Here is a 13,201-nt window from a genome sequence, read left to right as displayed (position 1 = left end):
TTCATCGTTCGCTGAGGCGGGCGCGCCGGCACGCAGCTCAGTGCGCCGTGGCGACGAGGCCCAGCTCCGCCGGGCTCGCCATGGCAGAGTTGTCAGGCACCACGCGCACCGTGTACCCGAACGCGCCTGAGCGATCCAGGGGAACGACTCCCTCGAAGGCGACCGTCCCGTCCGTGCCGCCGTCGCGCGGTTGCAGCCGCTCCCGTCGAACGCCCACGAGCTGGTCCGTCTGATCAATGAGGCCGTGCACGACCTCGACCGTGACATCTGACGACGTCAGCGAGCCGAGAGCGACATGGGCACGAAGGCGCAGCCGGTCGCCCACCTGCGGCACGGCATCCACGCCACCCGACTCCACGTACACCACGGAGACCTCCGGCCATGCCTGCGTCACGCGCGCCTTCCATTGCGCGAATTCCCTGGCCTTCTGGTACTGCTGGGCCGCGAGCTCCGCGGACTCGCGGCAGGCCGGGACGTAGAGGTCCTCGACGTACTGTCGCACCATGCGGTCGGCGCTCAGTTCCGGCGACAGGGTCTTCAGCGTGTGCCGAACCTGCTGCAGCCAGCCGGAGGGCACCCCGTTCTCGCTCCTGTCGTAGAAGCGCGGCGCGATCTGGTGCTCGATGAGGTCGTAGAGCGCGTTCGCCTCCAGTGCGTCACGCTCGGCGCCATCGCCCGCCGCGTCGGCGGACGGGATCGCCCAGCCGTTCTCGCCGTCGAAGTACTCGGCCCACCACCCGTCGAGGATGGAGAGGTTGAGCGCGCCGTTCAGCGCCGCCTTCATGCCGCTCGTGCCGCACGCCTCGAGCGGTCGCAGCGGGTTGTTCAGCCAGATGTCGCACCCCGGGTACAGCGTCTGCGCCATCGTGATGTCGTAGTCGGGCAGGAACACCAGGCGGTGACGCACCTCCGGCGCCGCCGCGAACTCGAGGAGCTCCTGGATCAGCCGCTTGCCGCCGTCGTCGGCCGGATGCGCCTTGCCCGCGATCACGAGCTGCACCGGGCGCTCCGGATCGTTGAGCAGGCGCGTGAGCCGGTCCTTGTCGTGCAGCATGAGCGTGAGCCGCTTGTACGTGGCGACGCGACGCGCGAATCCGATCGTGAGCACGTGCGGGTCGAGGACTGTCGACAGCCAGGCCGGCGTGATCGCATCCCTGCGCTGCTGCCGCAGCTCGGCGGTGAGACGGGCGCGGGCATCCTGAACCAGGTTCTCGCGCATCCGGTCGCGAACCGACCACAGCTGCTCGTCGGTCAGCTGCGGCGAGAGCCAGTCGGCGTGCGTCGTGTCGGCCGTTCCGAGGCTGTTCTGCGCCAGCTCGGTCAGGAGCGGATCGGTCCACGTCGGTGCGTGCACACCGTTCGTCACCGAACCGATCGGCACCTCGTCGGGATCGAATCCCGGCCAGAGCCCGGCGAACATGTGCCGTGACACGGCGCCGTGCAGCTTCGACACGCCGTTCGCGCGCTGAGCCAGGCGAAGGCCCATGACCGCCATGTTGAACACGGCGGGGTCGCCGCCGGCATAGTCCTCAGCACCGAGGCGCATGACGTTGCCCACGTCGACCCCTGGCAGAAGTTCGTGCCGCTCGAAGTAGCGCCGAACCAGCTGCGCCTCGAACCGGTCGATGCCCGCCGCCACCGGCGTGTGCGTCGTGAACACGGTGCCGGCGCGCACCGCTTCCAGCGCCTGGGGGAACGTCAGGCCGTCGCCGATCAGCTCGGCGATGCGCTCGAGCCCCTGAAAGCCGGCGTGCCCTTCATTGGTGTGGAACACGCTGGGCGCCGGTCCCCCGAGCAGACTCGTCGCCACTCTGAGGGCGCGGACACCGCCGATGCCGAGCAGCAGCTCCTGCAGCAGCCGGTGTTCCCCGCCGCCGCCGTACAGCCGGTCGGTCACTCTCCGCAGATCGTCGTCGTTCTCCGGGATGTTGGTGTCGAGCAGCAGCAGACGCACGCGTCCGACGAGCGTCGTCCAGATGCGCGCGTTCAGGGTGCGGCCATCCGGCATGGCGAGGGACACGATGGCGGGTGCCCGGTCGGCGTGGCGGAGCACCGACAGCGGCGTGCCGTCCGGGTCCAGCGCCGGATAGCTCTCCTGCTGCCAGCCGTCGGGAGTCAGGGACTGCTCGAAGTAGCCGGAGCGGTAAAAGAGGCCGACGCCGGTGAGGGGGACGCCGAGATCCGAGGCGCTCTTCAGGTGGTCGCCGGCGAGGATGCCCAGGCCTCCCGAGTACTGAGGCAGTGCCGCAGCGATGCCGAACTCGGGCGAGAAATACGCGATCGACTGCGGGGCGTTCTCGAGCGTCTGATACCAGCGCGGCTCCGCGATGTACCTGTGAAGGTCGTCGCGAAGACCGTTGGCCCAGCCGACGAACCCGTCGTCGTCGGCGAGCTCCGCGAGCCGCTCGGGGCTCACGGCACCCAGCAGCGCGATCGGGTCGTGGTTCGTGCTCCGCCACAGGTTCTCCGAGATGTGGCGGAACAGGTCTCTCGTGGGCTCATGCCATGACCAGCGCAGGTTCGAGGCCAGCTCGTCGAGTGCCTGCAGCGCGTCGGGGATGGCGGAACGGACCGTGAATCGACGGAAGGCTTTCACTCGCGCCACCCTACCCATGCCGCGTGTCGGCTGTGTGAACACCCGTCTCGCATCACCATCTCCCCGGCGGAGCGCAAGGCCGAGATTTCGACCAGTCGGCGCGCTACCGTCGGAGCATGCCGGCCACGTCGTCACCTTCCTCCAGTCCTCAGCGAGCGCCGCGCGCAGCGAAGCGGCCGGCCGCCGATGCCTACCGGCCGGTGCTCGGTCGCCTCCCGATCCTCGAGGTCTCCCCCGTCGTGGAGAACGGCGCATGGCCTGCGAAGGCGTTCGCGGGCGAGGTGGTCCCGTTCTCTGCCGTGGCCTTCCGCGAAGGGCACGACCTGATCGGCGTCGAGCTGCTGCTCACGTCGCCGTCGGGCACGAGCATCCGGCGCAGGATGTCGCCGGTCAACCCAGGAACCGACAGCTGGTGCACCACTGCCCTGCTCGACGAGCACGGCACGTGGCGGTTCCACGTCGAGGCGTGGGCCGACGATGTCGCGACGTGGTGGCATGCGGCGACGATCAAGGTGCCGGCAGGCATCGACGTCGACCTCATGCTCGCGATGGGTGCCGAGCTGCTGGAGCGTGCCGCGGACGCGTGCGGCACCGCCGACGAAGCCGCCTGGCTGAGGGACGAGGCGACCACGCTGACCAAGGGGCGACGGCCCGCGACCGCGAGGCTCGATGCCCTCGACGAGCATGGCGTTCTCGACTATCTGACGAGCAACCCGCTGCGCAGCCTGGTGACCGAGTCCCGCGAGTACGAGGTGCTCGCCGAACGCGAACGGGCCGGGGTGGCGTCGTGGTACGAGTACTTCCCCCGGTCGGTCGGCGCCGTGCGGCACGAGGACGGGTCGTGGTCGTCGGGCACGTTCCGCACGGCGGAGTCCCGGCTCCGCGACATCGCGGCCATGGGGTTCGACGTGGTCTACCTGCCGCCGATCCATCCGATCGGCCGCGCGTACCGCAAGGGCCCGAACAACTCCCTCGAGGCCGGCGAGAACGACCCGGGATCGCCGTGGGCCATCGGCTCCGCCGAAGGCGGGCACGACGCGATCCATCCCGAGCTGGGAACGGAGGCCGACTTCCGGCACTTCGTCGCCGCGGCCAGGAAGGAAGGCCTGGAGGTGGCGCTCGACCTCGCCCTGCAGGCGTCGCCCGACCACCCGTGGGTGCGCGAGCATCCGGAATGGTTCACCCGGCTGCCGGACGGCTCGATCGCCTACGCCGAGAACCCGCCCAAGAAATACCAGGACATCTACCCGATCAACTTCGACAACGATCCGAAGGGCATCAGGGCGGAGGTGCTGCGCATCGTCCGGCTCTGGATGCGCAGGGGCATCCGCATCTTCCGCGTCGACAATCCGCACACGAAGCCGGTCGCGTTCTGGGAGTGGCTGATCCACACCGTGAACGCGCAGGAGCCGGATGCCGTCTTCCTCGCCGAGGCGTTCACCCGGCCTGCCGTCATGCGTACGCTCGCCAAGGCGGGTTTCCAGCAGTCGTACTCCTACTTCACCTGGCGCAACACCAAGGAGGAGCTCGAGGAGTTCCTGGATTCGATCTCGCACGAGACCGACGCCTTCATGCGGCCGAACCTGTTCGTGAACACGCCGGACATCCTGACCGAGTACCTCCAGTTCGGCGGGCGCGGAGCGTTCAAGGTGCGCGCGGCGATCGCCGCAACGGCCGCTCCGCTGTGGGGCGTCTACTCCGGTTACGAGCTGTTCGAATCGGTCGCCCGAGCGGGCGCCGAGGAATACGTCGACAACGAGAAGTTCGAGTACCGGCCCCGCGATTTCGCGGCGGCGGAGGCGAGAGGCGATTCGCTTGCGCCCTACCTCACGATGCTCAACGCGGTGCGGCGCGCGCATCCTGCGCTGCGGCAGCTGCGCAACCTGCGCCTGCAGGCCAGCGACGACGAGGCCGTGCTCGTCTACAGCAAGCTTCTGCCTGCGGAGTTCACCGGAACGGGGGCCGCCGACGCCGTCATCGTCGTCGCCAACGTCGATCCGCACGCCGTCCGGGAGACGCTCGTGCGTCTCGACCTGCCCTCGATCGGACTCGAGCCGGGATCCCGGTACGACGTCACGGATGCCGTAACCGGCCAGACCTGGTCCTGGGGCGAGGTGAACTACGTGCGCCTGGATCCGTTCAACGAGCCCGTGCACATCCTCAGTGTCAACAACCCAACGTGAAGGTGACCCCGATGCCACAGAAAGAGCGCCCATCCACGACGCACGCGGAGGACGGTGCCGTGCGCCACGCCGACGGATCCGCCGCCATCGAGGCACCACGACTGGACGACGAGCTGCTGCTGGCCGTTGCCGAGGGCGGTCATCACGAACCGCACGCCGTGCTCGGCCAGCATCTTGTCGCCTCCCCCGGCGTCGCGGACCGCGTCACGGTGATCCGGGTGGTGCGTCCCCTGGCCAAGGCCGTCACGGCCGTGCTCGCGACGGGTGCCAGGGTGTCCCTCGCGCACGTCGCGCACGGGGTCTGGCAGGGAATCAGCGTGCTCGGACCGCAGCCGTATCTCGTCGAGGCGCTGTACGACGACGGATCCGTCTGGGTCGCAGAGGACCCGTACCGGTTCACGCCCGCCATCGGCGAGCTCGACCTGCATCTGCTCAGGGAGGGGCGGCACGAGCGCCTGTGGGATGCGCTGGGCGCCCACGTGCGCGTGCACGAGGGTGTCGCGGGCACGGCGTTCACGGTGTGGGCTCCGAACGCCACTGCCGTGCGGGTGGTCGGCGACTTCAACGACTGGAACGGCTCCGGCTCTGCGATGCGCTCGATGGGCGCCAGCGGCGTGTGGGAGCTGTTCCTCCCCGGCGTGTCCCCCGGCGCCGTGTACAAGTTCGAGCTGCGCGACAAGCAGGGCCAGTGGAGCATGAAGGCGGATCCGATAGCACGCTTCACGGAGCTTCCGCCCGCCACCGGATCGGTGGTCGGCGAGAGCAGCTACGAGTGGGGCGACGACGACTGGATGCGCGCACGCGCGTCCAGCAATCCGCACACCGGGCCGATGAGCGTGTACGAGCTGCATCTCGGTTCGTGGCGGCCCGGCCTGGGCTACCGCGAGGCGGCGGACGCCCTGATCGACTACCTGATTCCGCTCGGGTACACCCACGTCGAGTTCCTGCCGTTGGCCGAGCATCCGTTCGGCGGTTCCTGGGGCTACCAGGTGACCGGGTACTACGCGCCGACCAGCCGGTTCGGGCATCCCGACGACCTTCGCTACCTCATCGACCGTCTGCACGGCGCGGGCATCGGCGTCTTCATGGACTGGGTGCCCGGCCACTTCCCGAAGGACGCCTGGGCGCTCGCCCGCTTCGACGGCGAGGCGCTCTACGAGCATCCCGATCCGCGCCGAGGCGAGCAGAAGGACTGGGGCACCTACGTGTTCGACTTCGGCAGGCCGGAGGTGCGCAACTTCCTGGTCGCCAACGCGCTGTACTGGCTGGAGGAGTTCCACGTCGACGGCCTGCGCGTCGACGCCGTCGCCTCGATGCTCTACCTCGACTACTCACGCAACGAGGGCGAATGGCTGCCGAACATCCACGGCGGCCGGGAGAACCTCGAGGCGATCGCGTTCCTGCAGGAGGCGACGGCGACGGCGTACAAGCGCAACCCAGGCATCGTCATGATCGCCGAGGAGTCGACGGCGTACCCGGGCGTGACGGCGCCGACGAGCGCGGGCGGTCTGGGATTCGGGCTGAAGTGGAACATGGGGTGGATGCACGACTCGCTGCAGTACATGCACGAGGACCCCATGTATCGCTCGTACCACCACGGCGAGATCACCTTCTCGTTCGTCTATGCGTTCAGCGAGCATTTCCTGCTGCCGATCAGCCACGACGAGGTCGTGCACGGCAAGGGATCGCTGCTGGCGAAGATGCCAGGCGACCACTGGCAGCAGCTCGCCAACGTGCGGGCCTACCTGGCATTCATGTGGGCCCACCCCGGCAAGCAGCTGCTGTTCATGGGGCAGGAGTTCGGGCAGCCGTCCGAGTGGAGCGAGGCCCGCGGACTGGACTGGTGGATCCTCGACCAGCCGGCCCACCGCGGGCTGTGGGATCTGGTTGCGAAACTCAACGCCGTGTACCGCGCCGAGCCGGCCCTGTGGCGTTACGACCAGGATCCGCGCGGATTCCGCTGGATCGAGGGCGGAGACGCGCAGGGCAACGTCGTGGCTTTCGCACGGCAGGCCGACGGCGACCCGGTCGTGTGCGTCGTCAACTTCTCCGGAGTTCCGCACCTCGGCTACCGGCTGCCCATGCCGTTCGCCGGTGACTGGGAGGAGCTGCTCAACACCGACGCACTCGAGTACGGCGGGTCCGGCGTCGGCAACCTGGGCAGCGTGCAGGCGACGGACGCCCCGTGGGGCGGCATGCCGGCGTCGGCCGTGCTCGATCTCCCGCCGCTCGGGGCGCTCTGGCTGCGCCCGGATCGATCGGGGCCGGCGCGGTAGCCCGGCTCCCGGGGGTGAACGGTGCGGCGAGCGGTCTCAATGAGAGGTCGCAGCGAGCGTTCTTGGTGGCGAACGCTCTGGAAGGGCGCTAGTAGAGCAGGCTCGCCAGGCGGCCGCGTGCCCTGATGACGCGCGGGTCGGCCACGCCCACGATCTCGAAGTAGTCGACGAGACGCGTGCGCATGACGTCGCGCGCTGCCGGATCTGCCGTCGCGAACAGGTCGAGAAGCCTCGAGAACGCGTCGTCGACGTGTCCGCCGGACAGATCGAGGTCGGCCACCGCGAGCGCGGCGTCGACATCGAGCGGGTGCTCGGCTGCCGCCTCGCGCACCTTAGCCGCGTCGGCCGTCGACAGGCGCTCCAGCAGGCTGACCTGAGCAAGTCCCGCGACGGCCAGGCTGTCGGCGGGGTTCTGCGCGATCGCCAGCCGGTACTCCGCGATGGCCTGGGCGTAGTCGCCGCGCTCGATGGCGTCGTACGCCTCCTGGTGATGCGGAGGAAGAGGCTCGGGTTCCGGCTCGGATGCCTCCTGCCCCGCATCCGCTCGATCGCCGCCCTCGACGCTCACGCTGCCGGTGACGCCGTTCTGCTCGGCGATCTGCAGCACCTGCTCGAAGACCTCGCGCACCTGCTGCTCGGGGATCGCCCCGACGAACAGCGGCGCGGGCCGGCCGCCGATGATCGCGACGACCGTCGGGATCGACTGGGCCTGGAACGCCTGCGCCAGCTGCGGGTTCGCGTCGACGTCGACCTTGACCAGCACGAATCGCCCGGCGTAGTCGTTCACGACGCGTTCCAGCGCCGGCGAGAGCTGCTTGCACGGTCCGCACCACTCGGCCCAGAGGTCGACGATGACGGGCACCGTGTTCGACAGCTCGATGAACTGCGTGAAGTTCTGGTCTGTGCCGTCGTAGATCAGGCCGGGAAGGGTCTGCTGCGCGGCGGCATCCGTCTGCGCGGGTTGTGCCGCTGAGCGATTCGCCAGGGCCGAGAGGTCGACGGCGCCGCGCAACGACGCGGCGTCAGGAGTGTTGGTCATCCGAGTTCCTTCGCACCGAGCAACGCCTGCGTGAATCCGAGCATCACGATCTTCTTCTTCGACTCAGCCGGCGGCACGTAAAACAGTAGTTGGTAACCGTAGGTGGTCTCGAGGCCCTTCGTGCTGTCCGTGACCGAGGTGAGCGCCTGCACATTGGGGTTGCTGGTCGACACCGTCGCTCCCGCCTCGACGGGCTTGAGCGTGGACACCTCGTCGAGGCTCGTGGCGACGATGGCTCCGGAGTCGTTCGTCGCCATGGCGATCGGCCCGTCAGGGCCGTCATGGTTCGTGAACGTCAGGGAGGCCGTCTTCGGAAGGTTCGCGATCTGCGACGCCTTGTACGCCGCGCCGACCTGTGGAGCGAGCTTGTCGGACTTCGTGTCGAAGAGGTCGCTGTACTTGCTCTTGTCGCCGTTCTGCAGCACGTCGCCGTAGTAGGTGGCGAGCTTGTTCGGAGCGACCGACAGCAGCTTCGAGTCGGGCGGCACGATCGAGGTGCCGATGTTGGCCGGCGGCAGACCTGGAACGTCGGCGTTCGCCTCCAGGGAGATCGCGTACTCCACCGTGTAGTTGTCGCGCGGAGAATCCTGGATCAGCACCAGGTCGAGCGGCGCCGCCTTCGAGTCCTTCGGGTCGTGAACGACGGCGCTGACCACGCGCGGCCAGTCGTTCGTGGCCTCCGGCAGCGCGAGCGACACCGGACCGCTCGGAATCGCCTGCTCGGCGGGCGCGTCCGACTTCTTCGCGCGCAGCGCGTAGTCTCCCAGCCTCGCCTGGAGTGCTGGACCGCTGAACCTCGTCTTGGCCAGCGTCCCATCCAGCGATGCGTCGGCCTTGGTCGTGGTCTTCGAGATGGAGCCGATGATGTTGTCGAGCTGAGGCCCGGTCACGGCGGGCGGCGGCGTCTCCTTGCCCTGTCCGGGAAGGTCGGTGGCCAACGGGGTCGACGTCGGCGTCGCCGTCGAAGCCGCGCCGAACTGAGGCCAGTAGTCGGATGAGCATCCCGCGAGCACGAGCGTGCCCACCAGCACGACGGGCACGGCGACGGATGCGCGTCCGATCGAGCGCCTGCCCTTCGCCGGTGCCTCGACCTCGGGCACGGCCGGATCGATCGCCGCCTTCGAGCGTCGGGAACCACGGGGCAGCTTGGGCGGCTTCCCGCCTCCCCTACGCGGACCGCGCGAACGGCGAAGATGACGGATCGCGAGAAAGTACATGAACACGCCGAATGCCGCGACGACGATGCCGCCGACGATGAGGGGGCCGGCCCACGGCGTCCGGCTGTCGAGCGGCCAGTTGATGGTCACCCTGTCCGGCGCCGGCTTGGTGCCGTCGCTCGCGATGATGACGCTGACGGTGCTCGGCACGTTCATCTTGGTGATCGAGGCGGCGTCTCCGCTGAACTCCTCGAGCCACAGGTCGGAGCCTGCCGGGTCCGGACCCTTGTGGGCACCGGACTTGCCGGAGCCGGAGCCGCTCGTCGCACCGGCCGTCGGATTGGCGCTGGGCGTTGCGGCCGGCGTGGGTGTCGCCGTGGCCGTATCCGACGGCTCAGGCGTCGAGCTCGAGCGCGGCTTCGGCGTCACCACTCGGGAGGAGAGCGTGTTCGAGGCCGCGTTGTAGGAGATCTTCGCGTACTTCTCGGTTCCGAGCCAGGCCAGCACATCCGACGTGCGACCGTAGGCCACGAACGGCTTGCTGCTCCCGGAGACAGTCAGCGTCTGCTGTCCGGGCCGCGCGCGCAGCACGGAGCCGTCGATGACCGTGAACGGCTGGCCGCCCTTGACCACGAGCCCCGTGACGATGTTCGATGACGGGATCCAGATGGTGCGCTGGGCTATCCCCACGCCGATCAGCACGGCCGCGGCGATGAAGGCCAGGATGGCGATCAGGAATCGCACGAGCTCTCCTTCGTTGTCGCGCCAGCAGGCTCGTGCCTTCGCGCGACGCCGGCGCAGGGCGCGCCAAGAATGACGTTTTCGGGTGCCGGTCGCCGTGCACGGCGTCCGGCAGGCACCCAACGATACCGAAACCGGCCTGAGAACCGGCTCCCAGCGCGCTGAACGGCGGGTCGGCGGCGGTATCGGGGGCGTGCCATCGGATGCCCTGCGCCGCTACACTCGAAACGCCCGCGCGACGCCGCGCGGCCACGCGCAGCCTGCCCACTCCCCCCACTTCGGCAGCCCGGTCGCGAACAGTCACCCCCGATACCACTCCCGGAGAGAAGAAGCCTGTGGCCCCCGAAGAGACAGAGTTCACTCAAGTCTTCCGCGGTTATGACAAGGACGAAGTCGACAAGGCGATCCAGGACCTGCGGCGCGAGCTGATCCAGGCCAACACGCAGAACGCCGAGTCGGCCAAGGAGATCAAGCGCCTGGCGGCCAGGATCGACGAGCTCAACGCCGAGATCGAAGAGGTCGGCAGTCCCACGTTCTCCGGCCTCGGAACCAAGCTCGAGAACACGCTGCGGGTCGCCGAAGAGCAGTCGACCAGGATGATCGCCCAGGCCGACATCGATGCCGAGAAGCTGCGCGCGACCGTCGCCGCGGAGGTGGAGCGCACCCGCCGCACCGCAGAGGAGCAGGCACAGCGCATCCTCGCCGAGGCGCACGCGCAGGCCGACACCACGCTTCAGGACGCCGGCATCGAGGCGAACGAGCTGGTGAGCGAGTCGAGGGCCGCTGCCGAGACCATGCGCCAGGAGGCGCAGCGCGAGGCTGCGGCCGTGCGCACGTCGGTCGCCACCGAGGTGGCCGAGCTGCGTGCGACGGCCAAGCGCGAGGCGGCGGCGGTGCACGCGCAGGCCGAGCACGAGGCGGCCGAGGTGAAGGCTGCGGCCGCCCGCGAGGCCGCAGAGGCGCGGGCGGATGCCGACGGTCTCAGTCGTGAGGTCGAGGAGACCCGCGCTGCGCTCGCGCGCGAGGTCGAAGCCAGGCGCGCAGAGGTCGAGGCCGAGCTCGCCGATCGCCGGGCGGCGCTGGACGACGAGATCGCCCAGGCGAGGCGCGACCTCGCTGCCGACACCCAGCAGGCGCGCATCGATCTGGCCAACGAGATCGAACAGGGACGCGCGGCTCTCGCCAGGGAACTCGACCAGCGCAAGGCCGAGGCGGAGGCGGAGGCCGAGCAGGAGCGCAAGGCGTTTCAGCGTTCTGCCGACAAGGCCCGCAAGGAGCTCGAGGAGGAGCTCACAGGCATCCGCTCCGACGTCGCCGCCGAGTCGGAACGGCTCGCACACGAGGCAGAGCGCGCCCGCATGGAGCTCGAGGTCGAGCTGAAGGCCCGTCGCGACGAGGCGGAACAGGAGCACCTGGCCAGGCACCAGGAGGCCGTCGCGCAGACGCAGAAGTACCTCGATGACGCCAATGCCGAGCTGGCGGAGGTCACCCGCCGCACCAACGAGGTGCGCTCGGACGGCGAGGCGATCGAGAAGGAGATGCGGACGGAGGTGAAGGCCGCGCGCAAAGACGCGGAGAACTCCGCTCGCGAGATCGTGCGCTCGGCGGAAGACCGCGCAGCAGCGATCATCGCGGAGGCCGAGGAGCGGACACGCACGCTCGTCGCCGACGCGGAAGAGCGCCTGTCGCAGATTAGGATCGAGCGTGAGGCCGTCGCCGGCTACTTCGAGAGCCTTCGCAGCGTTCTCACCCAGGCGGAACAGGTGACAGCCGACAGCGAGTGACGGTGCGCGTGAAGGGTGACAGGTGAAGATCCAGAACGCATTCCGAGTCGGACTGATCGGAACCCTCGGTGTCGGACTCGGCGTTCTGATCCTCACGTCGATCGTCTCCCTCTCCACGATCCTCACGTACATCGGGGCAGCACTCTTCCTCGCCCTCGGCATCGAGCCGATCGTGGCTTTCCTCGAGCGCCGCAGAGTGCCGCGCTGGGCGGCGATCCTCATCGTGCTCATCGTGCTGCTCGTGCTGCTCGGCCTCCTGCTCTGGGCGATCATCCCGATCATCGTGAGTCAGAGCACGAGCCTCGTGAAGCAGATCACGTCGTTCGTCGAGAAGGGCACGTACCAGGAATGGTACGACTGGCTGCAGAGGCAGTTCCCCGCCATCGACTTCGACAAGTCGTTGCAGCAGATCTGGGGCTCCATTCAGAAGTCGGCAGGCAGCATCGGCGCCGGGCTGTTATCCGTGGGCCTCGGCATCGTCTCCGGCGTCTTCGGCGCGCTCATCGTCGTCATCCTGACGATCTACTTCACGGCATCGCTTCCCAACATCAAGCGCGCCGCATACGAGCTCGTGCCTGCCAGCAAGCGCGGCCGATTCGCCGACATCTCCGAGCAGATCACCGACTCCGTTGGCAAGTACGTCATGGGACAGGTCGGGCTCGCGCTGGTCAACGGCGTGCTGAGCGCCATCTTCCTGACCATCATCGGCGCGCCGTTCCCCGTCCTGCTCGCCGTCATCGCGTTCCTCTTCTCGCTGATCCCGCTCATCGGCACCATCTCCGGCTCGATCCTCATCGTGCTGCTGTCGCTGCTGCTCGCCTCACCGCTCACCGCCCTCGTCGCGGCCATCTACTACGTCATCTACATGCAGGTCGAGGCATATGTGCTCAGCCCACGCATCATGAACCGCGCGGTGTCGGTACCGGGGGCCGTCGTCGTGATCGCAGCCCTGGCGGGAGGCTCACTGCTCGGTATCCTCGGGGCGCTGATCGCCATCCCGGTCGCGGCATCGATGCTGCTCATCATCAAGCAGGTCGTCATTCCGCGGCAGAACGAGCTGTAGCCTCCGCGGTCAGGCGATCCGCCAGCATCCGGAGTGCCAATGCCGCCTGGCGTCGAGGTCGGCCGCGTCTCCCAGCACGCCGTCCGCTCGCCACACCACCACGTGCGCGACGCCCGGCGTGATGAGCCCACCGCAGCCGGGGCAGGTGTACTCCTTCACCGCGGCCGCGGAACTCACGGGCTGCACATTCCATTCGCGACCTCGTCGCGTCTCGGTGCGGCGCCAGCCCGTCATCAGCCGACTCAGGTCGTCTGGCTCCGAGTGCCCGACGGAGCCGCGCCTGCGGGGACGGTTGTTGCGCGGCATCCCGCCATTCTACGATCGGCCGCCGTGCGGCGACCCGCGACGACGGTCGCCGACCG

General features: G+C 68.8%; 8 protein-coding genes. 4 read left to right on the top strand and 4 right to left on the bottom strand.

All coding sequences use genetic code 11. The features are described 5' to 3' along the window. Window positions 1-37 precede the first annotated feature (37 nt). Window positions 38-2,596 (bottom strand): alpha-glucan family phosphorylase, encoded by a 2,559-nt coding sequence (gene glgP / locus VHB92_RS09870; RefSeq protein ID WP_325453575.1) that lies wholly within the window; start codon window positions 2,594-2,596, stop codon window positions 38-40. A 116-nt stretch (window positions 2,597-2,712) separates the two neighbouring features. On the opposite strand from glgP, the gene VHB92_RS09865 reads away from it, so the two are divergent. Together VHB92_RS09865 and glgB are read left to right on the top strand one after the other, a co-directional pair. Continuing rightward, window positions 2,713-4,779: an alpha-1,4-glucan--maltose-1-phosphate maltosyltransferase gene (locus VHB92_RS09865; RefSeq protein ID WP_325453574.1), complete on the top strand. Its 2,067-nt coding sequence runs from the start codon at window positions 2,713-2,715 to the stop codon at window positions 4,777-4,779. A gap of 11 nt (window positions 4,780-4,790) precedes the next feature. Then, window positions 4,791-7,055, top strand: a complete 2,265-nt coding sequence (gene glgB, locus VHB92_RS09860) for a 1,4-alpha-glucan branching protein GlgB (protein WP_325453573.1) — start codon at window positions 4,791-4,793, stop codon at window positions 7,053-7,055. An 88-nt stretch (window positions 7,056-7,143) separates the two neighbouring features. Here glgB and VHB92_RS09855 read toward each other — a convergent pair whose 3' ends face one another. Next, entirely contained in the window at window positions 7,144-8,094 is a 951-nt protein-coding gene (locus VHB92_RS09855; protein WP_325453572.1) for a tetratricopeptide repeat protein, read from the bottom strand. Next, complete coding sequence (locus VHB92_RS09850; RefSeq protein WP_325453571.1) at window positions 8,091-9,995, bottom strand: hypothetical protein; 1,905 nt, start codon at window positions 9,993-9,995, stop codon at window positions 8,091-8,093. The genes VHB92_RS09855 and VHB92_RS09850 overlap by 4 nt, the downstream gene beginning before the upstream one ends. Before the next feature lie 332 nt (window positions 9,996-10,327). Here VHB92_RS09850 and VHB92_RS09845 point away from each other — a divergent pair, with 332 nt between their 5' ends. Together VHB92_RS09845 and VHB92_RS09840 are read left to right on the top strand one after the other, a co-directional pair. After that, the gene (locus VHB92_RS09845) at window positions 10,328-11,776 is read left to right on the top strand and encodes a DivIVA domain-containing protein (RefSeq protein ID WP_325453570.1); all 1,449 of its coding nucleotides are present in this window, start codon (window positions 10,328-10,330) and stop codon (window positions 11,774-11,776) included. Between the two features lie 22 nt (window positions 11,777-11,798). Continuing rightward, window positions 11,799-12,839 carry an AI-2E family transporter gene (locus VHB92_RS09840; RefSeq protein ID WP_325453569.1) on the top strand — a complete coding sequence of 347 codons (1,041 nt, stop codon included), beginning with the start codon at window positions 11,799-11,801 and terminating at the stop codon, window positions 12,837-12,839. Window positions 12,840-12,848: 9 nt separating this feature from the next. Here VHB92_RS09840 and VHB92_RS09835 read toward each other — a convergent pair whose 3' ends face one another. Next, window positions 12,849-13,145 carry a hypothetical protein gene (locus tag VHB92_RS09835; protein WP_325453568.1) on the bottom strand — a complete coding sequence of 99 codons (297 nt, stop codon included), beginning with the start codon at window positions 13,143-13,145 and terminating at the stop codon, window positions 12,849-12,851. Window positions 13,146-13,201 lie beyond the last annotated feature (56 nt).

Origin of the sequence: Humibacter sp. (genome assembly GCF_035547335.1) — a bacterium.
Lineage (GTDB): Bacteria > Actinomycetota > Actinomycetes > Actinomycetales > Microbacteriaceae > Humibacter.
This window is presented reverse-complemented; position numbering and strand designations above follow the sequence as displayed.